This is a genomic window from Blastococcus sp. VKM Ac-2987 (assembly GCF_026967805.1).
GTDB lineage: Bacteria > Actinomycetota > Actinomycetes > Mycobacteriales > Geodermatophilaceae > Blastococcus.
Genome location: NZ_JAPVBG010000002.1, coordinates 441,670 through 466,016, shown reverse-complemented (window position 1 = coordinate 466,016; position 24,347 = coordinate 441,670). Strand labels below are relative to the sequence as shown.

Sequence of the window (24,347 nt, the reverse complement as noted above, 5' to 3'; positions counted from 1 at the left end):
CACCACGACGGCGCGCACCCCCCGGGGGTGCGCGCCGTCGTCGTCCACGGGATAGAAAGCCCCCGTGCTCCTCCAGCTGCGGGTTACCGTTCCCTCCGACCGCACGGACGAGGTGCTCGCGCTGTTCGCGCACTGCCCGGGGACGGCGCACCTGGCGGTGCTGCCGGGTGCCTCCCTGGCGCCGGCCGGTGACCTCGTCCTCGCCGACGTGGCACGCGAGTCCGCCGACGGGCTGGTCTCCGCGCTGAGGGAGCTGGGCATCGACCGGGACGGCGGCATCGCGATGGTCACCGTGGACGCGGCGGTCTCCTCGGCCGCGCGGCGGGCCGAGGAACGGGCACCCGGTGACGGCGCCGACGCCGTCGTCTGGGAGCAGGTGGTGCGGACGACGGAAGCCGACTCGTCGCTCTCGGTGTCCTACCTGGCGTTCCTGACCATCGCCACGCTGCTCGCCGCGGTCGCGATCATCAACGACTCGGCGGTCCTGCTGATCGGGGCGATGGTGCTCGGCCCGGAGTTCGCGCCGCTCGCCGCGCTCGCCGTCGCCACCCTGCACGGCCGCCGGGCGATCGCGCGGCAGGCCGGCGCCTCACTGGTCGTCGGCTTCCTCGTCGCGATCGGCGTCACCTCCGTGGTGGTGCTGTCCGGCCGCGCCCTGGGGTGGTTCGGCACCGAGCTGCTCACCGCGGACCGGCCCGCGACCGGGTTCATCACCGCCCCGGACCGGTGGTCGGTGGTCGTCGCCGTGCTCGCCGGCGTGGCGGGCGTCCTCTCGCTGACCGCGGCCAAGAGCGGCGCCCTGGTCGGCGTCTTCATCTCCGTGACCACCGTGCCGGCCGCCGCCGACATGGCCGTCGCGACCGCCCTCGGCGGCGGGGCCGAGTTCGTGCGGGCGGCCACCCAGCTCGGCATCAACCTGGCCGGCATCCTCGTCGCCGCGCTGGCGACCCTGGCGCTGCAGCGGGCGGTCTGGCACCGCATGCCGCGGACCGTGCCACCGGTCGAGCGCGTGACCGGCGCCCGCGGCTGAGCCGAGGTGGTTGCGGCGCGCACCGACCCGAGGTCGATGTGCCGACGGTCATGGAGGACGCTTTCCGGGTGACGCGCACCGCCCCGGACCGCAGCAGCACCGGCACCGACCGCCGTCGGGGTCTCGGGTTGATGGCCGTGGCCATCGTGCTGACGGCGCTCAACCTGCGGACGGCGGTCACCAGCGTCGGTCCCGTGCTGGAGGAGATCGAGCGGGGTCTGGGCATCTCCAGCAGCCTGGCCGGGGTCATCACCACCATGCCGGTGCTCTGCTTCGCGCTCATCGGGTTCACCGGTCCGGCCCTGTCGGCGCGCTACCGGGACTCGCACGTGCTCGCCGGCGCCCTGGTCGCGATGACCGCCGGGCTCGCGCTGCGCAGCCTGGCCGAGGCCTTCCCCGTCTTCCTCGCCGGCACGGCGCTGGCCATGGCCGGTGGGGCCCTGGGCAACGTCATGCTCCCCAGCCTGGTGAAGCGCCACTTCCCGGGGCGGACCGGCCCGCTGATCGGCGCCTACAGCACCGCGATGGGCCTGGGCGCGACCCTGGCGGCCGTGGCCTCGCAGCCCATCGCCGACGTCGCGGGCACCGAGGGCGAGGGGTGGCGCTGGGCGCTCGTCGTCTGGGCGCTGCCGGCGCTCGTCGCGGCGGGCGTGTGGCTGGCCGTGCCGGCCGCCCCCGACGTCTCCCGCCAGGGCCACACCGCCGTCCGCATGCGGGCGCTGGTGCACAGCCCGACGGCGATGGCGATCACCGCCTTCTTCGGCGTCCAGGCACTGCAGGCCTACGTCGTCATCGGCTGGTCGGCCCAGTACCTGCGCGACTCGGGGCTGAGCGCGGCGACCGCGGGGCTGCTCCTGGGCCTGAACTCCGTCGTCGGCCTGCCGCTGAGCGCCGTCATCCCGTCGCTGACCGTCCGGCCGCGGCTGCAGCGCCCGCTGCTGCTGGTGTTCATCGCCTGCTACGTGGCCGGCTGGGTCGGCCTCTGGACGGCACCGACCACCGCGCCGTGGCTCTGGATGGTCCTCATCGCCGTCGGCATGGGCACCTTCTCGATGGTGCTCACCCTCATCGGGCTGCGCGCCCGCACGCCCGAGAGCGTCTCCGCGCTCTCCACCGTCAGCCAGAGCTTCGGCTACGTGATCGCCGGCTCGGGCCCGCTCCTCGTGGGCGTGCTGCGCGGGGTGACCGGCAGCTACGACGGCATGTTCGTCATCGCGCTCACCGGCGTCGCCGTGCTCAGCGTGGCCGGGTGGATCGCCACCCGGCAGGTGTTCGTCGACGACGAGGTGGAGCGGGCCGTCCCCGGCTGGTCACCGGCGGGTCGCTGCGGCGACGTGCTGGAGAGCGCCGGCGTCGAGGTGCCGGCCGCCGCCCGCGTGGCGGACGACCCGCCGCCACGCGCCTAGGGGCGCCTGGTCTCTGCGCGGGTGAAGTTCCGGAACGACCGCGACGGCGTGGGGCCGCGCTGGTCCTGGTACCGCGAGCCGTAGACCGCCGAGCCGTAGGGGTGCTCGGCCGGGCTGCTCAGCCGGAACATGCACAGCTGGCCGATCTTCATGCCCGGCCACAGCGTGATCGGCAGGTTCGCCACGTTGGACAGCTCCAGCGTGATGTGCCCGGAGAACCCGGGGTCGACGAACCCCGCCGTCGAGTGGGTGAGCAGCCCCAGTCTCCCCAACGAGGACTTCCCCTCCAGCCGCGCGGCGAGGTCGTCGGGGAGGCTGATCACCTCCAGCGTGGAGCCGAGCACGAACTCGCCGGGGTGCAGCACGAAGGGGTCGTCGCCGTCGGGCTCCACCAGGGTGGTGAGGTCGTCCTGCTGCTCCGCCGGGTCGATGTGGGTGTACCGCGAGTTGTTGAACACCCGGAAGAACCGGTCCAGCCGGACGTCGATGCTGGACGGCTGCACCAGCCCCGGGTCGTAGGGCTCGATGCCGAGGCGTCCCCCGGCGATCGCGGCCGTGATGTCGCGGTCGCTCAGCAGCATGGCGCGGAGTCTAGGGAACCGCTCCGGCCCTCCCTCCGGGTGAATCCGGCCTCCCGGGCCTCAAGCCGGCCGGCGGCCGCGTCGTAGCCCAGCGGGAGAGCGCCTGCCGGCGACCGGGCTCCCCGGTCCCGGCCCCTCCGGACCGGCCGGGCGGGTGGCGCCGGAGGACTGTGCGGATGACGAGCAAGAAGGTCCTGGGGGTCGTGCTGACCTCGGCCGTCGTAGCCGGCTACGCCGGCGCAGCCGTGTACACGGCTTGGGCCGCCCCCGCGGTCCAGGTGGCGACGGACTTCGGCGACGGTGACGGGCTGACCCGCTACGTCGTGACCGCGAGCGCCGCGGACGCGGTCCTGCTCGGCGCCCTGGAGGCCGTGCCCGGTGTCGCGCACGCCCAGCCGCTGGACGAGGTCTCCGCCCTGGTCGCCACCGACGGCGTGACGGCGGACCGGCTCCGGGCGGTGGCGGGGGTCGACGAGGTGGCCACCTCCCAGTCGGTCCCGGTGCTCGGCACCGTCACCGACCCCTACTTCCCCCAGTACGGCTGGAACCTCGAGAACACCGGTACCAACTCCTACCACCAGCCCGTCCCCGCGCTTGCGGACGCGGACGTCGACGCGACGAGCGGCTGGGAGACCGGCACCGGAGCCGGCCGGATCGTGGCCGTCGTCGACACCGGCTTCGACTCCGACCACGTGGAGCTGGCCGGCTCGCTGTGGACCAACCCGGACCAGGCCTGCGGCGCCCCCGACACGGACGGCAACGGCCTGGCCGGCGATTGCCACGGCTGGAACTTCTACGCGAACAACGCCGACGTCGACAACGGCAGCATGGGCACGCACGGCACGAGCGTCGCCGGCGTGGTGGGTGCCCGGGCAGGCAACGGCGCCGGCACAGCCGGGGTCGCGCCGGGCGTGACGCTCATGCCGCTGGTCATCGGCGGCGGTGGCACGGTCGACGTGAACGCCGGGGCGAAGGCGATCCGGTACGCCGTCGACAACGGCGCCGACGTCATCACCGCGTCCTGGGGTGGCGAGTTCACCGGCTTCGCCCTGCAGAACCTGCGGGACGCCGTCGCGTACGCCGCAGCCCACGACGTCCTCGTCGTCGCCGCGGCCGGGAACGACGCCCTGGACCGGGACAGCAGCATCCTGTACCCGGCGAGCCTGCCCGACCCCAACGTCATCACCGTGGGTAGCTCGACCGCCGGAGACACCATCTCGCCGAGCTCCGCCTACGGTGCGACCGACGTCGATCTGTTCGCCCCTGGCTACCTGGTGCTCACCACGTGGAACGACGGTGGCGTGCGCTTGGTCGGCGGGACGTCGATCGCCGGCCCGCAGGTAGCTGCGGCGGTCGCCCTCTACCGCGCCGCCATGCCCATGGCCACCGCCGCCGAGATCAAGGCCGCGCTCCTGGCGGACGTGGACCTGGTGCCCGCGTTCGTCGGCAAGTCCGTCACCGGCGGCCGGCTCACGATGAGCCGCCTGGCCGAGGGCGGCACCGAGCCGGTGCAGTACGCCTTCACGTCGATGACCGCCCGCCCCGGCGTGGTCACCCCGACCATCGGGATCAGCGGGTCCGCGGGGAGCGGCGAGTACTCGGTCGCCATCGGCCTCGGCATGGAGCACGCCGGGGAGATCTGGGCGCTGTCGCAGAAGGCGGTGACCCTCGACGGCGTGACGGTCAGCACCGACGACGCCGGCGACGCCCGCTTCGACCTCGGCACCTTCGGTTCCTTCGACGGCACGGGCCTGTCCCCCGCGGTCGAGCTCGCCGAAGGGCGCTACGTCCTGACCGTGCAGCTGTACCGCGACGACGACCCGCTGGGCAGGATGCACGCGGCCCCGCTCCTGGTCTCCTCGGCGAGCCCGAGCCCCGACGGCGGGAGCCCGGCCGAGCCGATCCGGACCGACCCGCCGTCCGGCACCTCCCCGGACGATGCGGCGCCGGCACCGGGCGGCACGTCGCCCGGGGGCACGACCCCCGGACCGGGCACGGGCACGGCGCCCCTCCCCGGGTCGGCGCCGGGCGGCACGTCGCCCGGGGAGAGCACCCCCGACGGGACCACCCCGGACGGCGCCACACCGGACGACACCGTCCCCGACAGCACCGTCCCCGACGGCACCACACCGGACGACACCGTCCCCGACGGCACCACACCGGACGACACCGTCCCCGACGGCACCACGCCCGACGGCAGCACCCCCGGCACCAGCCCGGACAGCAGCACGCCCGGGGACACCACGCCCGGCACGACGCCGGAGGGGACAGCTCCCGACGGCAGCACCCCCGAGGACGGGGGCGGCACGCCGGCGCCCCCGGGGACGACGACCTACCCGGAGGTCGGCGTCTTCCGCATCACGTCGCTGGGCCCCGACCGGGTGAGCACCTCGGGCGGCACGCTGGTGACGATCACCGGCCGGGCCCTGCCCGCCGACCCCACGGTGCGGATCGGCGCCACGACGACGGGCACCGTGGTCAGCAGCAGCACGACCGACCTGGTGGTCCGCGTGCCCGCCCGGGTGGCCGGCACCTACGACGTCTCGGTCTACGCACGGGACGGGCGGTCGACCGTGCTGAGCAACGCGCTGACCTACGCCGACGAGGTCGGTACGGCACCGACGGACCCGGCCGACGGCAGCGACCCCGGCGGCCCGATGCCCGACGGGAGCACGCCCGACGGCGGCACGACGCCTGACGACACCACCCCCGGCAGCACCTCGCCGGACGGCAGCACGCCCGACGACGGAACGCCGGACGGCGGAGCACCTGCTGCCGGGCCCGTGGTCCGCAGCGGCCCGGCCGGCGAGCGGCTCGTCCGCTCCGACCGGTTCCGTCCGCTCGGCTCCATCTGGTCGATGAGCTGCGCCTCGTCCTGCACCGGCGTCGCCCTCTGACGCCGTCCGCGCCGCCCCGGCGCACCCCCTGAGCCACCGCGCCCCGTCCGACTTCCCCGTGCGGACGGGGCACGGTGCCGTCCCGGAGACGACGGGACCTTCGGCCCGTCCACATCTTCCCCGGTCTGCCGATGTAGAGGACGCAATCGACCGAGAACCAGGGAGACCGCTTCGTGCTCGACACCAGGCCGGCGCCACCGGCACCCCGTGGCGCCCGCGTTCCCGCTCGCCCCACGGGACGTGAGCGGCCCTTCGCCGCAGACGAGCTGATCGTCTCCAAGACCGATCTGCGCGGCGTCATCACCTATGCCAACGACGTGTTCCTCCGGGTCAGCGGCTACGAGCTCGACGACGTCCTCGGCAAGCCGCACAACCTGATCCGGCACCCCGAGATGCCGCGTGCGGTCTTCAAGCTGCTGTGGGACGGCCTCGCCGCCGGCCAGGAGGTCTTCGCCTACATCAACAACCTGGCGGTCGACGGCGGGCACTACTGGGTCCTGGCGCACGTCACCCCCTCCTACGACGCCGGCTGCCGCGTCGTCGGGTACCACTCCAACCGCCGCCGGCCCTCCCGGGGCGCGGTCCAGCGGGTGCTCCCCCTCTACCAGCGGCTGCTCGACGAGGAACGCCGCCACCCGAACGCGCGCGCCGCCGTCGAGGCGTCCGCCCGGCTGCTCGCCGACGTGCTGGCCGAGCAGGGGCAGACCTACGACGACTTCATCTGGTCGGTCATCAACCGCGAGGAGAGCTGAGATGGGCGTGCGCTCCACCCGCGGCGCCGACGCCGCCGAGCTCGCGGCCTACCGCGCGTTCGTGCGCCAGCTGACGGCGGCCTGCGAGGCGGCCTCCCGGGGTGACCTGGAGGCCCGCAGCCGCATCGCGCCCGACGCCGAGGCGATCCCCGAGCTGGTCGGGCTGCACCACGCGGTCAACCGGGTGCTCGACGTCTCCGACGCGTTCGTCCGCGAGTCCTCGGCCGCGCTGCACTCGGCCGCCGAGGGCCGGTTCCACCGCCGGCTGCTGACCACCGGCCTGCTGGGCTCCTTCCGGCGCAGCGCGACCGCCATCAACGACGCCCGCGGCGCCATGCAGCAGACCGCCGGGCGGGTCACCGAGGCGCAGCGCAGCCGGCTGCAGCTCGCCGACGACTTCGAGTCGGTCGTGCTGTCCATGTCGGAGCAGGTGGCGACGGCGGCGACGGAGCTCAGCGCCTCGGCCTCGGGCCTGACCGCCGCCGCGTCGGCCGCCAGCTGCGAGGTCGGCGCCGCCCGCGAGACGATCGGCTCGCTCACCCGCTCGTCGGCCGAGATCGAGGAGATCATCGCGCTGATCGACTCGGTGGCGGCCCAGACCCGGCTCCTGGCGCTCAACGCCACGATCGAGGCCGCCCGCGCCGGTGAGGCCGGCAAGGGCTTCGCCGTCGTCGCCTCGGAGGTCAAGGACCTCGCCGACCAGACCGGGCGGGCGACCGAGCGGGTGACCGCCCAGGTCGAGCAGATCCGGCAGGCCTCGGAGGACGTCGCCGAGGTGATGAGCAGCGTGGGCTCGACCGTGGGCGAGATGAACGGGCTGGTCGACGGCATCGCGGCCGCGGTGGACGGCTCCGCCTCCCTGAACACCGGCTCCGACGACGTCACCGGGCTGTCGCAGATGGCGGAGAAGCTGCGCTCGGAGGCGACCGGGTTCCTCGCGGAGATGCGCCGCTGACCGGAGGTGGCTGTCGCGGCGGGGAGGCGACCAGGTAGTCTCGTCGCCGTTCGCGGGTGTAGTTCAATGGTAGAACATCAGCTTCCCAAGCTGACAGTGCGAGTTCGATTCTCGTCACCCGCTCCACGACGCTCCCGAGGCCCCGGTCGATCCGACCGGGGCCTCGTCGCGTCCGGGAGGCCGACCCGGTGCCGGGCCTTTGGTCCCTTTGGGACGACCCCGTTTCGCACGACGATGGGCGAAGCGCTTCCCCCGCTACGTCGGCGCTCCTACGGTCGGGCCGTGTCCCCGCCCGACCGCTGGTGCCACCGATGACCGACGACGCCACCGCGCTCACCGCCGCACTGCTCGCCGCCGCGTCCGGCGGGCAGCTGGAGGCGACCCTGCGGGAGATCGTCGAGGCGGCGGTCCGGCACGTCGGCGCCGGCTACGGCGCCCTCGGCGTGCTCACGCCGGACGGCCGCGGGCTGGACCGGTTCGTCACGGTGGGGATGACCCCCGAGGACCACGAGCGGATCGGTCGGCCCCCGGCGGGTGACGGCATCCTCGGGCTGCTGGTGGAGGAGCCCGAGGCGATGCGGCTGGCCGACCTCGGGCAGCACCCCGCGTCCGTCGGCGTCCCGCCGGGGCACCCGCCGATGCGGTCGTTCCTGGGCGTGCCGGTCCGGGTCCGCGACTCCGTGTTCGGCAACCTGTACCTCACCGAGAAGCGCACCGGCACGGCCTTCACCGAGGCCGACCTCGAGGTGGCCCAGGGCCTGGCCGCGGTGGCGGGGCTGGCCATCGAGAACGCCCGGCTGCTGGAGCGCGCCGAGCAGCGCCGCGCCTGGTCGCAGGCCGGTACGGAGATCGCGACGGCCCTGCTCTCGGGGCGGCCGGCCGACGAGGTGCTGCGGGCCGCCGCCGCCCGCGTCGTCGAGCTGTCGGGCGCCGACGCCGTCGGGTTGCTGGTGCCCCTGCCGGGTGACGAGGAGACGCTCACCATCACCGTCGCCGCCGGCCCGTCCGCCGGCGACACCGAGGGGCTGCTGGTGTCGCTGGCCGGCTCCCGCCTGGGCGTGGCCCACCGGTCGGGCACGCCGCAGCTGGTCGACGACGTCGAGGCCCCGCCCCCGGGGATGACGCGCGCCGAGGTCATCGGCCGGCTCGCCGGCCGGTACGGCCCGGCGCTGTTCCTCCCCGTCGGGGAACGGTTCCGGACCAGCACGCTCGTCGCCCTGCGGACCCGGGGCCGCCCCCCGTTCGACCCCATGGTGCTGGAGCCGGCGGCGGCATTCGCCACCCAGGCCACCGTCGCCATGGAGCTGGTGCGCAGCCAGGAGCGCGAGCAGCGCCTGCAGGTGCAGGCCGACCGGGAACGGATCGCGCGCGACCTCCACGACCACGTGGTGCAGCGGATCTTCGCCACCGCGCTGGCCCTCGACCGCCTGGGCCGGTCGCTGGAGGAGTCGGCGCCGGAGGCGGCGAGACGGATCGCCGAGCGGGTGGACGAGCTCGACGGGACGATCGCCCGCGTCCGGGCGTCGATCTTCGAGCTGCACGGGGCGGAGGACTCCTCCGCCGCGGCGGTCCGGCAGCGGGTGGCCGAGGTCGTCCGCTCGGTCACCGACGGGCACGGGTTGCGGCCGGACCTGCGGGTGCGCAGCGAGGTCGAGGACCTTCCCGCGGCCATGGTGGGCGACCTGGTCGCGGTCGTCCGGGAGCTGGTGACGAACGTCGTGCGGCACGCGCGCGCCTCCCGGGTGACGGTGGAGGTGACGCTCACCGACGCGGTCTGCGTCGTGGTCACCGACGACGGCTGCGGGCTGCCGGCCGTGACCGTGCGCAGCGGGCTGGCGAACCTGGCCGACCGCGCCGAGCGGCGGGGCGGCCGGATGACGGTGGCGGCCGGACCCTCCGGCACCGAGATCCGGTGGTCGGTGCCGCTCCCGAGCTGACCACGCGGCGGCGTCAGCGTCCCGGCGGACGCGTCTCGCGCAGCTCGGTCGCGAGGATCGCGGCCTGGGTGCGGCGCTCCAGCCCCAGCTTGGCCAGCAGGTGGCTGGTGTAGTTCTTCACGGTCTTCTCCGCCAGCCCCATGCGCTCGCCGATCTGCCGGTTGGTCAGACCCTCCCCGATCAGCCGTAGGACGATGCGCTCCTGGTCGGTGAGCGCCGCCAGCCGGTCCCCGCCCTGCCGCCCCGCGGGCGGCGGACCGTCGGCCAGGAGCGTGCCGCCGCCGGCCACGGTGCGCACCGCCGACACCAGGGCCGGTCCGCGCACCTGCTTGAGCAGGAAGCCGGCCGCCCCGGCCCGGACGGCGTCGTCGCGGGCGCTCCGGTCGGCGTAGCTGGTCAGCACCAGGCAGCGGAGGCCGCGGACGCGGGCGCGTAGCTCCCGGCACAGCGAGGCGCCGTCACCGTCGGGCAACCGCATGTCCAGGACGGCGACGTCGGGACGCACCGCCGGCACCCGCGCCAGGGCCTCGGCGACCGTGCCGGCCTCCCCGACGACGACCAGGTCGGCGGCGTCCTCCAGCACCTCGGCCACGCCGCGGCGGACCACCTCGTGGTCGTCGACGAGGAAGACCCGCACGCGAGATCGGGACGGCTCCACGGCTGCCCTCCCCCCAGTCCGACGTCGCGGTACGCCGGAGCGTAGGGCCGGGCGCGCCCGGCCGACAGTCGGGTCAGGCCGGCAGCAGCAGTGCGGCGTACAGCGTCAGCCCAGGACCGAAGGCCATGGCGACGATCGGGCCGTCGACGTCGGCGAGCTCCTGCAGCACGAGCAGGACGGTGGCCGAGGAGCAGTTTCCGTGCTCGGCGAGCACCCGACGGGAGGCGCCGACCTGCTCCTCGCGCAGCCCGAGCTCGTCCCGGACCACGTCGATGATCCGCGGCCCACCGGGGTGGACGGCCCAGCCGGCGACGTCCTCGGCCCGCAGACCCTCGGCGCCCAGCAGCTCGTCGACGACGTCGCCCACGTGCCGCGACAGCACGTCGGGCACGCGCGGGGACAGCCCCATGCGGAAGCCGAGGTCGGTGACGTCCCAGGTCATGTGGTCGGCGGTGGAGGCGTCGGTGCGCGCGACGATGCCGGCCAGCCGGTGCCCGCGCGAGGCGCCGGGCTCGACGACGACGGCCGCGGCGGCGTCCGAGAAGAGCGCGTGCGCGACCACCTGCTCGAGGTCGGCCTGCGCCGGCTGCACGTGCAGGCTGGTCAGCTCGCAGCACAGCAGCACCGCCGGCCGCGAGCGGGCGGTGACGAAATCGCTCACGGCCGCCAGCCCCGGGATGGCCGCGTAGCAGCCCATGTGGCCGACGAGCAGCCGCTGCAGGCCCGCCGGCATGCCGAGGTCGCTGGCCAGCCGGATGTCGAGGCCCGGGGTGGCGTAGCCGGTGCAGGTGGCGACGGCGAAGAGGCCGACGTCGCCCGGGGCCAGACCCGCGGCGTCCAGCGCCCCGGCCACGGCCTGCTTGCCCAGCGGCAGCGCCTCCTGGATGTAGCGGGTCATCCGGGCGCCGGTGCCCCAGCCGCTGAGGTCCTCGTCCACCGGGTTCGCGACCGCGTGGCGGCGGCGGACCCCCGCGCCCAGGAAGATCCGGCGGGCCGCGCGCACGCCTTCGTAGTGCGTGGCGAAGAACCCCTCCCAGGCAGCTTCCTGGTCGAGCGTCGTGGGCAGCGCGGCGCCGGCGCCGGTGAGGACGGCCGCGGTCACGGGCGCGGTTCCGCGACGGACCTGCTCTGGATCATGCGCCCGACGGTACGTGCGCCGGGACGCCGACGCCCGCTCACCGCTTGCGCCCGTAGCCGGCGAAGACGACGGCGGTGGACCTGATCGGCTTCATCCGCACGCCGCCGCGGCGGCCCAGCCGCCAGGCCACCGCGTCCCGGAGCGAGGGCCGCAGGCCGACCAGGCGGAGGTCCAGCCCCAGCCGGTCGGCCGCGGCGAGCAGCCGCCCGCGGTCCACGAAGAGCGCGGGGTCGTGGATGCCCGGCGGCGGGCCGCCGGGCAGCCGTTCGGCGACGGTGATCGTGAGGAAGCGGCCGATCCGGGTGGCGGCGAGCGCGTCGAGCACCAGCACGCCCCCGGGCCGCAGCAGTCGGGCGCACTCGGCGAGCACCGCGACGTCGTCCTCGACGTGCTCGAGGATCTCGCCGGCGACGACGACGTCGGTGCAGCCGTCGGCCAGGGGGACGGCGAGCACCGATCCGCGCACCGGGAGCACGCCGTGGCCGCGCGCCGTCCGCAGCCCCTCGAAGCCGAGGTCGACGCCCACGTGCCGGTAGCCGAGGCGGGCCGCGTGCGGCGCCATGAGCCCACCCCCGCAGGCGAGGTCGACCAGCAGCGCGCCCGGCTCGGCCGCGGGCGGGATGTGCTCGGCCCGCGAAGCCGCCAGCCAGTGCAGCGCGGCGAACCCGCCGGAGGGCTCCCACCACTGGTCGGCGAGGTCGTCGTACTGGGCGGGGTCGTTGCGCGGTCGGACGCTGTCTCGCACGTGGGGCCTAGCCCTTCTTCAGCGGATCGTGCCCCCAGTTCATCAGGGAGTACCGCCATCGGGAGGTCTCGACGTCCTCCTGGGCCGGCCGCTGGGCCAGGTGCCGCGCCACGTAGCCGTGCACCTTCCGCATGTGGGCGAGGTCGTCGTCGGTGAGGTCGCCCTTCTTCGTGCGCAGCAGCTCGACGATGCGGCGGCCGGAGACGTGCCCGGTGGACTCGTCGCCGCCGTCCTTCTGCCCCACGGCCTGCGACTCCTCGGTCGCCAGCCACTCCTCCAGTTCGCCGGCGGTCATGTTCACCGCCTCGCCGAACTCGCGCCGGACGTCGTCGGGATCCTCGGTGGTCATCGGTCCTCCGCTCGGTCGTCGCCCTCCCCTACCGCGGCACCGGCCGGGGGAAACAGCGGTCTGGTACTGCTGGTGCCCCGTCCCCCACCCCGGAGGTCCGCGTGTCCGTCACCGTCGTCGGCAGCCTGAACGAGGACGTGCTGGTGGCCGTCGACCGGCTGCCCGGCCGCGGGGAGACGGTCGTGGCCCGCTCCGCGGCGCTCGCCCCGGGTGGGAAGGGCGCCAACCAGGCGGCTGCCGCCGGGCTCCTCGGCGGCCAGGGCAACAACACCGTCCACATGGTCGGGCGGGTGGGCGACGACCCGGCCGGGGACCGGCAGCTGGCCGCGCTGGCCGGCTCGCGGGTGAACGTCAGCCGGGTGCTGCGCACGACCGGCACGCCGACCGGGACCGCGACCATCCCGGTCGAGGAGACGACCGGGGAGAACCTGATCGTGGTGGTCCCCGGGGCCAACGCCGAGCTGACGCCGGACGACGTCGACACGCCCTCGGTGCGCTCGGCCAGGGTGGTGCTCCTGCAGCTCGAGGTGCCGCTGCCGACGGTCGAGGCGGCGGCACGGGCGGCGACCGGCACGGTGGTGCTCACCCCCGCGCCCCCGCGCCCGCTGCCGGCCGCGCTGCTGGCACGGGTGGACGTCCTGGTGCCCAACGAGCACGAGCTGGTGCAGCTGGCCGGCGAGGAGCCCGGCGAGCGCTCCCCCGCCGGGCTCGCCGACCTGGCCCGCCGGGTGACGGCGGGCGCGGTGGTGGTGACCCTCGGGGCACGCGGCGCCCTCGTGGTGCCCCGGGAGGGCCCCGTCCTGATGCAGGCGCCGCCCGCGGTCACCGCCGTGGACACCACCGGCGCCGGGGACTGCTTCACCGGCGCGCTGGGGCAGGCGCTGGCCGACGGAGCGAGCCTGCCCGACGCCGTGCGGCACGCCGCCACCGCCGCGGCGTTGTCGACGACCGGCCCCGGGGCGCGCGGCGCCCTGCCCGACGACGACGCCGTGCGGCGGGTGCTCCCGCACGTGCCCGCCGCCATCCCCGTCGGCTGAGCAGCGGTTCACCGGCCGGAGGACCGGGCACAGCCACCCCGACCCGAATCCCGAGGAGGAGCCCCGATGAGCGAACCCCAGCGCACGCCGCACAGCGCCGATCGCGCCGAGGGCGACCCGGCCGGCGAGGAGTCCGGCAGCGGCCGCACGCCGCACGCGGAGGAGCCGGCCGAGGGGCGCGACGACGCCGCCGGCGGCGGTGCCGACTCCCCCGACGTCTGATCGCGCTCCCGGCCGGCACGCGCCCTGCGTGCCGGGCCGGGGCACGTGCCCCGCGACCCCGGGGGCGGGTGGTGACGCGTCTCTCAGCCCCGATCGGGTACGCGACGGTTTCCCCGGTCGACGGTCGGGCACGCTGGAGCGCATGGAGGACAACGCCCGCACGCACCCGAACACCCACGAGTCGCCCACCTCGTCGCGCGACGAGTCCGCCGTCGAGACCGCGGCGCACGCCGTCGCCCGGCTGCTGGCCAACCCCCGCCGCACCCGCCGGGACTGACGCCGGCGGCGCCGGGGAGCCGCGTCCGGTGACGCTGAGTCGTCACACCGACACCATCGATCCCCGGTGCCACGCCCAGCCCGGGCGCCTCTCGTCACCCAGAGCGATCATCGTCGGCGTGCCGCGAACTGCTCCGTCACGTCCTGGTGCACCATCGCTGACGTGACCGCCGCCCTACCGCTCGCCGCCGACGACGACATCTCGGCACCGGTCCGCCGCAGCCGCGCCGAGCGGCAGGCGATCGTGCTGGACACCGCCGAACGGCTGTTCGCCGGGCGCAGCTCGCGCAGCGTCGGCATGGACGAGCTGGTGCGGGAGACCGGCCTGGGCAAGATGACGGTCTACCGGCTGTTCAAGAGCAAGGACGACCTCGTCGGGGCCTACCTGACCCGCAAGGCGGCCACCGTCCTGGGCTTCATCGACGCCGAGCTGGACCGGCTCGAGGGCGACCCGCGGGCCGCGCTGCTGTCCGTCGTCGACGCGGTGGAGCGCGACGTCACCCGCACCGGGTTCCGCGGCTGCCCCTTCACGAACGTGAGCAGCGAGTACGACGACCCGCAGCACCCGGCCCGCAGCGCCGCGGCCGACTACAAGTTCGAGCTGCACGCACGCCTCGAGCGCCTGGCCGACGAGATCGTCCCGGCCCACGGCGACGACCTAGCCGCCCAGATCCACCTGATCATCGACGGCATGTACCTCTCCGGTGGCCTGCTGGGCCCCGACGGCCCCGCCGCGCACGGCCGCCGGCTGGCCGAGCGGCTGATCGAGATCGCGGCCGCCCGGGGCTGACCGCAGGATGGGCCGGTGAGCACCGATCGCACCCGGCCCGACCTCGACGACACGACGGTGGAGGCGCTCGGCAAGCTGTCCGAGGCCCTGGAGACCGTCGACCAGGCACGCGGCTTCCTGTACGCCTTCCACCAGTTGACCGGCAAGGCCGACCGGCTCCTCCAGGAGGCCGTCGAGCTGTTCGGGAAGGCGGGGGCGGACCGGCTGGCCGAGGACATCGCCCGCGACCTCGTCGGGCGCAACGTCATCGCCGACCGGTGGACCTTCCAGATCGTCGAGGACTTCGACGAGAACTACTGGGGCTCCTTCCGCGCCTACGACGCCCGTGCGCGCGAGGAGCTCTCGGGGGGCGACCGGCACGTCTTCGAGGCGCGGATGAAGCAGCGCGAGCGGACCTCCGGCCACCCCGCGCACGAGGCCGGCCCCGCGCTGGAGGGGTGACCGGAGCCGGACCCACCACCGGGCGTGGACCGGTCGCGGGGGCCGGAGGCTCCCCGACCGGGACACGGGCCACCGCGCCACGGCACCGGACGACGGCAAGTGGCCGCGGTGTCGCCCGGAGGGGGACAATGTGCAGATGAGCATGCCGGACGAGAACAACGCCGGATCGGAACGCACGGCCCAGCCGCTCGGTGCCCAGAAGGCCCCCGGCGAGGACCGCGACTCCCTGGGGGCCACCGAGGGGCCGGCCGACGGCATCGCCGGCCCGGCCTACCCGCCCGCCGACACCGAACCGGACGCGCAGTGAGCGCCCCCGACCGGTCCGGCACGGCCGACGACCCGCTCAGCGTCGGCCTGGGGAACCGCTCGACCGGCCCCGCCGACGGCGGAGCGGCCGAGCCCGCGCCGCAGCAGGCCCCGCAGAAGGAGCGGCACCCCGGCCGCGCGATCGGCCGCTCGCTGGCGCTGGCCCTGCTCATCTTCGTCACCGTGCTCCTGGTGCTGTTCGTCGTCTTCAACGGCCAGACCGTGCAGATCAGCCTGGTCTTCGGCGACGTGGAGGCACCGCTGGTGGTCGCGCTGCTGATCGCCGCGGCGCTCGGCGGGCTGCTGGTGTGGCTGGCGAGCATCGTGCTCCGGGCCCGGCGCCGCCGCCGCTGACGCGCACGGCCGGCGGACTCCGCCGTCGCCGGGCGGGGACGCACGGACCCTCGGGGACGTGCGTCCCGGCTCACCCGTAGTAGGCGTGCCGGCTCAAGACCTTGCTCCTGCGTACCGACCAGTAATAACGTTTGTTACTGGCGAGTAGGCAGCGCCGTCCATCGGCAGGGAGCACGGGAGCCAGCGCACATGAGCCACTACACCGCGAACCTGCGGGACCTCGAGTTCAACCTCTTCGAATTCCAGGACACCAAGGACCGCTTCGGCACCGGGCCGTTCGAGCAGATGGACGTCGAGACCGCTCGGGGGATCCTCGGCGAGGTCCGCCGGCTGGCCGAGGGCCCGGTCGCGGCGTCCTTCGTCGACGCCGACCGCAACCCCCCGGTGTTCGACCCGGCCACGAACTCGGTGACGCTCCCCGAGTCGTTCAAGAAGTCGGTCAAGGCCATCGAGGACGGCGAGTGGTACCGCCTCGACCTGCCCGAGCACCTCGGCGGTTTCGGGGCACCGCACGCCCTGACCTGGGCCGCCTTCGAGATGATCCTCGGCGCCAACCCGGCCGCGTTCATGTACGGCTCGGGCGCGGCCTTCGCCGCGATCCTGGACGAGCTGGGCACGCCGGACCAGAAGCGCCTGGCCGAGCTCATGCTGGAGCACAAGTGGGGCGCCACCATGGTGCTCACCGAGCCCGACGCCGGCTCCGACGTCGGCGCCGGCACCACCAAGGCGGTGCAGCAGCCCGACGGCTCGTGGCACCTCTCCGGCGTCAAGCGGTTCATCACCTCTGCCGAGCACGACCTGAGCGACAACATCATCCACCTGGTCCTGGCCCGTCCCGAGGGCGCGAAGGCCGGCACCAAGGGCCTGTCGCTGTTCGTCGTCCCCAAGTTCCACGTGGAACTGGAGACGGGCGCGCTGGGCGAGCGCAACGGCGCCTACGTCACCAACGTCGAGAAGAAGATGGGCCTGAAGGTCTCCACGACCTGCGAGCTCACCTTCGGCGACGGCCCGGTGCCCGCGCAGGGCTGGCTGGTCGGGGAGGTGCACGACGGCATCGCGCAGATGTTCAAGGTCATCGAGCACGCCCGCATGTTCGTCGGCGCCAAGGCCATCGCCACCCTCTCGGCCGGCTACCAGGTGGCCCTGGACTACGCGAAGACCCGCGTCCAGGGCGCCGACCTCACGGCGACGTCGAAGGACGCCCCGCGGGTGACGATCACCCACCACCCGGACGTCCGCCGCTCGCTGATGCTGCAGAAGTCCTACGCCGAGGGCATGCGCGCCCTGTACCTCTACGCGGCGAGCTTCCGCGACCGGGTCACCGAGGCCGAGGCGGCGGGCGAGGGGCACGGCGAGGAGGCGAAGCTCGCCGAGCGGATCAACGACCTGCTGCTGCCGATCGTGAAGGGCTTCGGCTCCGAGCGGGCCACCCAGCTGCTGACCGCCGAGTCGCTGCAGACCCTGGGCGGCTCGGGCTACCTGCAGGACTACCCGATCGAGCAGTACATCCGCGACTCCAAGATCGACACCCTCTACGAGGGCACCACGGCGATCCAGGGCCAGGACTTCTTCTTCCGGAAGATCGTCAAGGACGGCGGGGTCGCGCTGACCTGGCTGGCCGAGCAGATCCAGCTCACCGTCGACGGCGAGGCCGGCAACGGCCGGCTGAAGGAGGAGCGGGTCCTGCTCGGCACGGCGCTGGCCGACGTGCAGGGGATGCTCGCGGCGATGTTCACGCACCTCACCGCGGCGCAGGAGGACATGACGTCGCTGTACAAGGTCGCGCAGAACACCAGCCGCCTGCTCCTGGCCACCGGTGACCTCATCACCGCCTGGCTGCTGGTCCGCCAGTCGGAGGTGGCCCTGGCCGCCCTGGCCGGCGACGTCAGCGACAGGGACCGGCTGTTCTACGAGGGCAAGCTCGCCGCCAGCCGCTTCTTCACCACCCAGGTGCTGCCGCGGCTGGCCTCCGAGCGAGCTGTCGTCGAGGCCACCGACAACGCCCTCATGGAGATCGACGAAGCGGTCTTCTGATCGCTGCACCGACAGCCGGGGCCGCCTTCCCCACCGGGGGAGGCGGCCCCGGCCGTTTCGCGGGAGGGATGCCGGGCATGGCCGGGGGACAGCCCCGACCGACAGGAGGCCGGCATGACCGACCCGCAGGGCAGCGACCGCATCCAGCAGGACATCCCCACCTCGTCCGCCACCGGCGCCAACAGCGACCTCGGCTCGTCGTTCGACGACGTCCCCCTGACCGCCGACGAGGCGATCGAGCGCGACGCCGCCCAGGGTGACGACCTGCCCGCGAACGCGGACGGCGACATCGCCCGCGCCACGCGGGCCGGCGCGTCCGGCGAGGTCCAGGCCCCCACGAACCGATCCGGAGACGATGGCCGATGAGCGAGTCCCAGCCGACCGGCTACCACGAGTCCCCCGAGGCCGACGACGCCGCCGCTCCGGACGACGCCCCGGACGTCACGCTGACGACCGACGAGGAGAGCCAGCGCGACGAGTCGGTGGCCCGCCCCGGCAACGACTGAGCGACCGCACCTAGCCTGGACGCCGTGCCGCGTCCGCCCCTGACCGTCCTGGACGAGGGCCAGTGGCTGCCGCGGGCCCGGGCGCACGCGGCGCGGATGGCCGTCTGGACCGGGCCGCACGCGGCACGGCGCCGGGCCGGGGTGGCGCACCCGGTGCTGGACTTCCTGTTCACCTACTACTCCGAGACACCGGGCCGGCTGGCCCGGTGGCATCCCGGGGTGGGGTTCGCCCTGGCCGGCCCTGCGGCCCGGGAGCGCCTGGACTGGCCGTTCCACACCGCCCGCGCCGACGGCGCCGTCGGCATCGATCCGGCGGCCTTCCTGGCCGCCCGCGGCGAGGTCGTGGCCCGGGTGGCGCACCTGCTCCGCGCGACCGCCGGGCGGCCGGCGCAGTTCGGCTGCTTCGGCCTGCACGAGTGGGCGATGGTCTACCGCCCGGACGACGGCGAGGTCCGGCACGGCGTGCCCCTGCGCCTGGGCATCGACGGCACGGCCGAGGTCGTGGACCGCCACCGCGTCCAGTGCAGCCACTTCGACGCCTACCGCTTCTTCAGCCGCCGCGGCCGGCCGCTGAACACCCTGCGGCCCACGCGCGCCGCCCAGCCGGACCTGGAGCAGCCGGGCTGCCTGCACGCGACCATGGACCTCTACAAGTGGGCGTACAAGCTCTCCCCCGCCGTGCCCGGGGAGCTTCTGGCCGACTGCTTCGCCCTGGCCGTGGACGTGCGCGAGCTGGACATGCGCGCCTCGCCCTACGACCTGAGCGGCCATGGGTACGACCCGGTGCCCGTCGAGACGCCCGAGGGCAAGGCGCAGTACGTGGCCGCCCAGCGGGCGTTCGCCGACCGGGGCGCGACGCTGCGGCGACGGCTGGTCGACGTGTGCGAGACCGTGCTGGGCGCCGGGCCCTTCGTCACCCCGCGACCGTGACCGGGGGTGCGGCGCGCCGCACCCCCGGAGGCGTCACAGCCCGCTCGCGGCCTCGACGAGGTCGGTGCCCCGAGCCGGCCGGTCCAGCACGCGGGCGGGCGCCGGCAGGCCGAGGTAGAAGCCCTGCCCCAGCTGCACCCCGGCCTCGCGCAAGGCGTCCCGCTCGGCGGCGGTCTCCACGCCCGAGGCCACCACGCGGCACCCCCGCTCCTCGGCGAAGGGCACGAGCGCCCCGAGGAGTGCGCGGCGCGCAGCGTCGTGCTCGATACCGGCCGTGGTCTCCCGCCCGAGCTTGAGGAACGCCGGCCGGTGCTCCTCGACCCACCGGAAGCTGTCGTAGCCGACCAGCGGGTTCTCCAGCGCCACCTGCACACCGATCGGCAGCTCGGTCGCGGACAGATCGCTGCCCCCGACCAGCGCGCCGGACTCCAGGACCACCGGGCAGGCCGAGCGGCTGACGATGGAGGACAGCTCCCGCGGCGAGTTCCACAGCGCCGGGGAGACGTTCACCGACACCCAGGCCCCCTCGGGCAGCGAGGCGGCGGCGGACAGCGAGGCGCGCAGGAGCGCGCCGTCGAGGTCCACGCCGATGCCGCGGTCGGTGGCCGCGTCGAGCCGCTCCTGGGGCGCCCGCCCGTCGGCGAACCGGCACAGCGCCTCGTAGCCCACCGGTTCGCCGGTGGTGAGGTCGACGATCGGCTGGAAGACGGTGAAGAAGATGAAGTCGCGGAACGCCGCCACCACGGCGCTGTCGTCCGGTTCGGCGGGCGGGGCCGACCGCGGGGCGGGCACCGCAGGGGCGTCCCGCCCGCTGCCACCGGTCGCGGGCACGGCGACGCCGTCCGGGGTGCCGGGGATGCCGTAGTGCAGGACGGAGGCCCAGTCGGGGCCCGACGGGACCGCGAGGGGCCGGGGCTGCGCGGCCCGGTGCGACCCGGCCGGCCGGTCCGGGCCGGTCGGCGCCTGCCGACGCGGCTCCACCGGGCGGTAGAGCCAGTCACGCAGGTGCACCCACAGATCCACCACGCTGTTGCCGATGCCCACGAAGGCGACCATGGCGTAGGTGGCCAGCGCGGTGTTGAGCGCGGCGAAGACGAGATGGCCCCAGTGCTGCGACTGGATGTCCACGACGACGGTGTAGGCGGAGAACGCGATCAGCGCCAGGGGGGCGAGGATGTAGACGGCGCCCGCCGTCGTGCGGTCACGGACCTTCGGGGTCCGCTTGAAGGCGCTCTTCTCCCCGGTGATCAGCTGCAGCATCGAGGCGAAGGAGCCGGACAGGTTGACCGGCAGCAGGATCAGGTTGAACCCGTAGATCCGGAGGACGTCGGTCCGCCGGTACCCGGTGGCGTGCAGGTCGCCGGCCATCATGAGGAAGTACGGCACCGACACGAGCAGCAGCAGCGGGTTGAGCAGCTCGGCGTTGAACGGGTAGAAGAGCATGACGACCAGGCACACGGAGCTCCAGAAGATGGAGGCCATGTAGTTCACCCGCAGGAACAGCTCGCCGAAGCGGTTGCGCTCCCCGCGGGCCCGGCGGGCCCGCACCTGCTCGCGCAGCTTGGAGAGGATCAGCAGACCGCCGTTGGCCCACCGCTGGCGCTGGATGCACAGCGAGCCGAAGTCCGGCGGGGTCGCCGAGTAGGCCAGCCGCTCGGGGTAGTTCAGCAGCGACCAGCCGTGGACGCCGAGGTCGATGGTGGACTCGGTGTCCTCGATGACGGTCCGGTCCTGGATGTAGCGCCGGATCTCGAAGTCGCCGTCGTAGTCGACCTCGACGATGTCGTCGAGGGCCCGCTTGCGCAGCACCGCGTTCGCCCCGACCCAGAAGGTCGCGTCGTACTGGGTCATGCCCTGGTGCACGATGTGCTGCAGGTCGGTGGACGCGCCCGAGATGCGCTCCAGGCGGGTCGCCGACCCCGGGAACGAGCTGTACGGGGTCTGCGCGACGGCCACCCGGCTGTGCGCGCTCTGGCTCAGCAGGTGCACGATCCGCGCGGCGTACTCCGGGAGCAGCATGCTGTCGGCGTCCAGGGTGAGCACGTACTCCGGCTCCTCCACCGTCAGGTCGGCGACCCGTGCCGCCGACCCGACCAGCGCCAGCCCCACCGGCGTCTGGACCTCCCGGTAGCTACCGCCCATGAGGCCGATGTAGCTGTTGAGGTTCATGGCCTTGTTCGGCTCGTGGGACAGCGACCGGTAGCGCTTGCGCTCGAAGCTGCTGACGCGCGCCCCGAACGTGGCGGTGAGCCGGCGGTGGAGCTGCAGCAGCCGGTCGCCGGGGAGGACCGCCCCCTCCTCGGCGGCGCTGGCGAGCGCCTCGCCGACGGTGCCGAGGTCCGCGGCCAGCGCGCCGAGCACGTGGTCGACGAAGAAGACGTCGGTGTGGTCGATGATCTCGTGCCGCGCGGCCAGGTCGTGCAACCACTCGACGGCGAACCGGTAGTGACCGGCCAGCTCGCGGACGTCATCGGCCGTCGCGGCCCGCCCGGCGCCGTCCGCCACCGCCCGCTCGAAGGCGTCGCGGGCGGTCCGGAAGCGTCCGGCGGGCACCTCGAGCTCGGCCGTGATGGTGCCGGGGAGCGCCCGGGCGTCCTCCAGCAGCGCCCGGGCCCGGTTCGTCGTCGGGTTCTGCGGGTCGTCGATGAGCAGGACCACGTGCAGCGCCGGGTACTCCTGGAGCGCCGCCGACAGCAGCGTCGTCCGGATCACCCGCTCGTCCTCCTGGTAGGAGGGCACGAGCACCGTCACCGGGGCCGCGGGCTGGTCGAAGAAGGCGTCGAGGACGGCGCGCGGTGCCCGGGTGTGCGCCCGGCTCCGGTAGAAGAACCCGATCCGGGTGATCAGGTAGGCCATGGCCGAGGTGGCCAGCCCGGTGATCAGCAGCAGGTAGACGATCGCCTCGATGACCAGCCGCGCGCTGTCGGCCTTGCCCTCGATGAACTGCTGCTCGATGGTGAACGCCACGTACACGGCCCACGCCGAGACGGTCAGCACGATGGCCAGCCGGCCGATCGCCATGCGCCGCTCGGACACCTTCGCAGGCACCAGCGGGAGCGGCTCCCGTCGCCGGTCGCTCCCCCACTGCCGCCGGACATCCGGCCGGCGCGGGTCGGGAAGGGTGCGTCGCATCTGTTCCGCCTTCGTACTCGTCAGGTCCGACGGGTGCCAGGCGTCCGACCGGCGTCCCCCACGTCGGGAGCATCCTGCGGTCGCGGTGACGCCGGCCGCTGCCCCCGCTCACCCCTCGTGGTGAGCCACCGGCCCGGAGCGGGTCGTCCCGGTGCGGTTCCGGGGCACGCTGTGCCGAGATCGAGCCACCCACCCGCAGTCCGGCCGGTACTGCGTCGACGAGAGCGAGGGCTTCCATGGGCGCACCGAGCGCCGCACCCCGGGACGAGGAGCAGCCGGTCGCGCGCCGGCTGTCCTGGACGCGCGTGGGCCTGCTGCTGCTGGTCGTCGCGGCGGTCGCCGGCGGGGCGTTCGTCTCGGTGACCGAGGCCGCGGACCGGACGGAGCCGACGAGCCTGTCCTGGAGCGTCCCCTACGTCGACGTGACCCTGACGCCGACCTTCCAGTTCCAGGACCCGTCGGCCAACCCGGCGCGCACCGTCGCCCTGGCCTTCGTGGTGGCCGACCCGGCAGACGGCTGCGCGCCCAGCTGGGGCGGCTACTACTCCCTCGAGCAGGCCGGCACGGACCTGGAGCTCGACCGCCGGATCGACCAGCTGCGCTCCGCCGGCGGCGACGTCATGGTGAGCTTCGGCGGGCTGGTCAACGACGAGCTCGCCGTCACCTGCACGGACACCGGCGCCCTCACCGACGCCTACCGCGAGGTCGTGGAGCGCTACGACCTGTCCGCCGTCGACCTCGACGTGGAGGGCACCGCCGTCGCCGACCTCGCTGCCGCCGGCCGGAGGGCCGCGGCCCTGGCCGACCTGCAGCGCGAGCGCGCGGCCGACGGGTCCCCGCTCGCCGTGTGGCTCACGGTGCCGGTGGCTCCGACCGGGATGACCGCCGAGGGCGTGGACCTCGTGCGCGCCACGCTGGCCGGCGGCGTGGAGCTGACCGGCGTCAACGTGATGACCATGGACTACGGCGGCGCCAAGCCCGCGGAGCAGTCCATGATCGAGGCGACCGAGCAGGCGCTCCGGGCCACGGCCGGACAGGTCCGCGCCCTGTACGAGGAGATCGGCACGACCCTCGGCGAGCGGCAGGTCTGGAGCCGGATCGGCGCGACCCCGATGATCGGCCAGAACGACGTCGAGGGCGAGGTCTTCACCCTCGAGGACGCCGCGGTCCTGACCTCCTTCGCACGGGCCACCGGTCTGGGGCGGGTCTCGCTGTGGTCGCTGAACCGGGACACCGGGTGCGGCGCGAGCTTCGCCGACGTCGCCGTCCACTCGAACACCTGCAGCGGCGTCGCCCAGGAGCCTCTCGCCTTCGTGGACGCGTTCGCCGGCCTCGGCGGCGACGGCCCGGCCGTGCAGATCAGCGACACCGTGGCGGACGCCGGCCGGCAGCCGGTCGTCGACGACCCGGCCACGAGCCCCTACCCGATCTGGCGGGCCGAGGCCCAGTACCCGGCCGGCTACAAGGTCGTGTGGCACGGCAACGTGTACGAGGCCCGCTGGTACGCCATGGGGGTCGACCCGTCCCTGCCCGCCACGGCCGGCGTCCCGTCGCCCTGGGCGTTGCTCGGCGTCGTGCAGACGTCGGAGTCCGCCCCCGAGCCGGTGCCGACCGTCACCGACGTGACGGAGGTGTGGAACCCCGACACCCTCTACCAGCGGGGCGCCCGGGTGCTCCTGGACGGGCTGCCCTACGAAGCGCGCTGGGCCAACCGGGCCGCGACCCCCGGCACCCTGTTCCCGATCGGGCCGGACGAGGCCTGGGGGCCGCTGTTCACCATCCCCGGGGAGCCCGCCGGCAGCTGAGCGGTGCGTGGTCGTCCCACCCGTCGAGCGGCACCTGCGTGGCCGTCGGACGCGGCCGGGGCGCGA

24 protein-coding genes and 1 tRNA gene are annotated in these 24,347 nt (G+C 74.5%); 19 read left to right on the top strand and 6 right to left on the bottom strand.

Annotation, left to right across the window (positions count from 1 at the left end; all coding sequences use genetic code 11):
- Nucleotides 1-64 precede the first annotated feature (64 nt).
- Together O2W17_RS11110 and O2W17_RS11105 are read left to right on the top strand one after the other, a co-directional pair.
- Nucleotides 65-1,030 (top strand): DUF389 domain-containing protein, encoded by a 966-nt coding sequence (locus O2W17_RS11110; RefSeq protein ID WP_269192496.1) that lies wholly within the window; start codon nucleotides 65-67, stop codon nucleotides 1,028-1,030.
- A gap of 68 nt (nucleotides 1,031-1,098) precedes the next feature.
- The gene (locus O2W17_RS11105) at nucleotides 1,099-2,436 is read left to right on the top strand and encodes a CynX/NimT family MFS transporter (protein ID WP_269192495.1); all 1,338 of its coding nucleotides are present in this window, start codon (nucleotides 1,099-1,101) and stop codon (nucleotides 2,434-2,436) included.
- Here O2W17_RS11105 and dcd read toward each other — a convergent pair.
- Complete coding sequence (gene dcd / locus O2W17_RS11100; RefSeq protein WP_269192494.1) at nucleotides 2,433-3,017, bottom strand: dCTP deaminase; 585 nt, start codon at nucleotides 3,015-3,017, stop codon at nucleotides 2,433-2,435. The two genes, O2W17_RS11105 and dcd, sit on opposite strands and share 4 nt — an antisense overlap.
- Before the next feature lie 176 nt (nucleotides 3,018-3,193).
- Between dcd and O2W17_RS11095 the strand changes: the two genes are divergently transcribed.
- From O2W17_RS11095 to O2W17_RS11075, 5 genes are all read left to right on the top strand, one after another.
- Complete coding sequence (locus O2W17_RS11095) at nucleotides 3,194-5,914, top strand: S8 family serine peptidase (RefSeq protein ID WP_269192493.1); 2,721 nt, start codon at nucleotides 3,194-3,196, stop codon at nucleotides 5,912-5,914.
- Between the two features lie 173 nt (nucleotides 5,915-6,087).
- Nucleotides 6,088-6,666 carry a PAS domain-containing protein gene (locus O2W17_RS11090; RefSeq protein ID WP_269192492.1) on the top strand — a complete coding sequence of 193 codons (579 nt, stop codon included), beginning with the start codon at nucleotides 6,088-6,090 and terminating at the stop codon, nucleotides 6,664-6,666.
- Nucleotide 6,667: 1 nt separating this feature from the next.
- Nucleotides 6,668-7,621, top strand: coding sequence for a methyl-accepting chemotaxis protein (locus O2W17_RS11085; protein WP_269192491.1), 954 nt, complete (start codon nucleotides 6,668-6,670; stop codon nucleotides 7,619-7,621).
- Between the two features lie 52 nt (nucleotides 7,622-7,673).
- A tRNA-Gly gene (locus O2W17_RS11080) sits at nucleotides 7,674-7,747 on the top strand.
- A gap of 185 nt (nucleotides 7,748-7,932) precedes the next feature.
- Complete coding sequence (locus O2W17_RS11075) at nucleotides 7,933-9,558, top strand: sensor histidine kinase (RefSeq protein ID WP_269192490.1); 1,626 nt, start codon at nucleotides 7,933-7,935, stop codon at nucleotides 9,556-9,558.
- Nucleotides 9,559-9,571: 13 nt separating this feature from the next.
- Here O2W17_RS11075 and O2W17_RS11070 read toward each other — a convergent pair whose 3' ends face one another.
- From O2W17_RS11070 to O2W17_RS11055, 4 genes are all read right to left on the bottom strand, one after another.
- Nucleotides 9,572-10,216: a response regulator gene (locus O2W17_RS11070; RefSeq protein ID WP_269192489.1), complete on the bottom strand. Its 645-nt coding sequence runs from the start codon at nucleotides 10,214-10,216 to the stop codon at nucleotides 9,572-9,574.
- 73 nt (nucleotides 10,217-10,289) lie between these two features.
- Nucleotides 10,290-11,318: a type III polyketide synthase gene (locus O2W17_RS11065; RefSeq protein ID WP_269192488.1), complete on the bottom strand. Its 1,029-nt coding sequence runs from the start codon at nucleotides 11,316-11,318 to the stop codon at nucleotides 10,290-10,292.
- 73 nt (nucleotides 11,319-11,391) lie between these two features.
- On the bottom strand, nucleotides 11,392-12,099 hold the full coding sequence (locus tag O2W17_RS11060; RefSeq protein WP_269192487.1) for a methyltransferase domain-containing protein: 708 nt from the start codon (nucleotides 12,097-12,099) through the stop codon (nucleotides 11,392-11,394).
- Between the two features lie 7 nt (nucleotides 12,100-12,106).
- A complete protein-coding gene (locus O2W17_RS11055) occupies nucleotides 12,107-12,448 on the bottom strand; it encodes a DUF3140 domain-containing protein (RefSeq protein WP_269192486.1) in 342 nt (113 codons plus the stop codon).
- A 101-nt stretch (nucleotides 12,449-12,549) separates the two neighbouring features.
- On the opposite strand from O2W17_RS11055, the gene O2W17_RS11050 reads away from it, so the two are divergent.
- The 11 genes from O2W17_RS11050 to O2W17_RS11000 all read left to right on the top strand — a co-directional run bounded on the left by O2W17_RS11050 (nucleotide 12,550) and on the right by O2W17_RS11000 (nucleotide 19,344).
- Nucleotides 12,550-13,485 carry a ribokinase gene (locus O2W17_RS11050; RefSeq protein WP_269192485.1) on the top strand — a complete coding sequence of 312 codons (936 nt, stop codon included), beginning with the start codon at nucleotides 12,550-12,552 and terminating at the stop codon, nucleotides 13,483-13,485.
- A gap of 66 nt (nucleotides 13,486-13,551) precedes the next feature.
- Complete coding sequence (locus O2W17_RS11045) at nucleotides 13,552-13,707, top strand: hypothetical protein (RefSeq protein ID WP_269192484.1); 156 nt, start codon at nucleotides 13,552-13,554, stop codon at nucleotides 13,705-13,707.
- A gap of 142 nt (nucleotides 13,708-13,849) precedes the next feature.
- Complete coding sequence (locus tag O2W17_RS11040) at nucleotides 13,850-13,984, top strand: hypothetical protein (protein WP_269192483.1); 135 nt, start codon at nucleotides 13,850-13,852, stop codon at nucleotides 13,982-13,984.
- Between the two features lie 162 nt (nucleotides 13,985-14,146).
- On the top strand, nucleotides 14,147-14,773 hold the full coding sequence (locus tag O2W17_RS11035) for a TetR/AcrR family transcriptional regulator (protein ID WP_269192482.1): 627 nt from the start codon (nucleotides 14,147-14,149) through the stop codon (nucleotides 14,771-14,773).
- Nucleotides 14,774-14,788: 15 nt separating this feature from the next.
- Nucleotides 14,789-15,214 carry a hypothetical protein gene (locus tag O2W17_RS11030; protein ID WP_269192481.1) on the top strand — a complete coding sequence of 142 codons (426 nt, stop codon included), beginning with the start codon at nucleotides 14,789-14,791 and terminating at the stop codon, nucleotides 15,212-15,214.
- A gap of 136 nt (nucleotides 15,215-15,350) precedes the next feature.
- Nucleotides 15,351-15,521, top strand: coding sequence for a hypothetical protein (locus tag O2W17_RS11025; protein ID WP_269192480.1), 171 nt, complete (start codon nucleotides 15,351-15,353; stop codon nucleotides 15,519-15,521).
- Nucleotides 15,518-15,874: a LapA family protein gene (locus O2W17_RS11020; RefSeq protein ID WP_269192479.1), complete on the top strand. Its 357-nt coding sequence runs from the start codon at nucleotides 15,518-15,520 to the stop codon at nucleotides 15,872-15,874. Before O2W17_RS11025 ends, O2W17_RS11020 begins: the two co-directional genes overlap by 4 nt.
- Nucleotides 15,875-16,063: 189 nt before the next feature.
- Nucleotides 16,064-17,908 carry an acyl-CoA dehydrogenase gene (locus tag O2W17_RS11015; RefSeq protein WP_269192478.1) on the top strand — a complete coding sequence of 615 codons (1,845 nt, stop codon included), beginning with the start codon at nucleotides 16,064-16,066 and terminating at the stop codon, nucleotides 17,906-17,908.
- 114 nt (nucleotides 17,909-18,022) lie between these two features.
- Nucleotides 18,023-18,274, top strand: a complete 252-nt coding sequence (locus O2W17_RS11010) for a hypothetical protein (RefSeq protein WP_269192477.1) — start codon at nucleotides 18,023-18,025, stop codon at nucleotides 18,272-18,274.
- Nucleotides 18,271-18,414: a hypothetical protein gene (locus tag O2W17_RS11005; RefSeq protein ID WP_269192476.1), complete on the top strand. Its 144-nt coding sequence runs from the start codon at nucleotides 18,271-18,273 to the stop codon at nucleotides 18,412-18,414. The genes O2W17_RS11010 and O2W17_RS11005 overlap by 4 nt, the downstream gene beginning before the upstream one ends.
- Nucleotides 18,415-18,438: 24 nt before the next feature.
- The gene (locus O2W17_RS11000; RefSeq protein ID WP_269192475.1) at nucleotides 18,439-19,344 is read left to right on the top strand and encodes a 3-methyladenine DNA glycosylase; all 906 of its coding nucleotides are present in this window, start codon (nucleotides 18,439-18,441) and stop codon (nucleotides 19,342-19,344) included.
- 33 nt (nucleotides 19,345-19,377) lie between these two features.
- On the opposite strand, the gene O2W17_RS10995 is transcribed toward O2W17_RS11000, so the two are convergent.
- Nucleotides 19,378-22,392, bottom strand: a complete 3,015-nt coding sequence (locus O2W17_RS10995) for a glycosyltransferase family 2 protein (protein ID WP_269192474.1) — start codon at nucleotides 22,390-22,392, stop codon at nucleotides 19,378-19,380.
- Nucleotides 22,393-22,712: 320 nt separating this feature from the next.
- Between O2W17_RS10995 and O2W17_RS10990 the strand changes: the two genes are divergently transcribed.
- Nucleotides 22,713-24,281 (top strand): chitinase, encoded by a 1,569-nt coding sequence (locus O2W17_RS10990; protein WP_269192473.1) that lies wholly within the window; start codon nucleotides 22,713-22,715, stop codon nucleotides 24,279-24,281.
- Nucleotides 24,282-24,347: the final 66 nt, after the last annotated feature.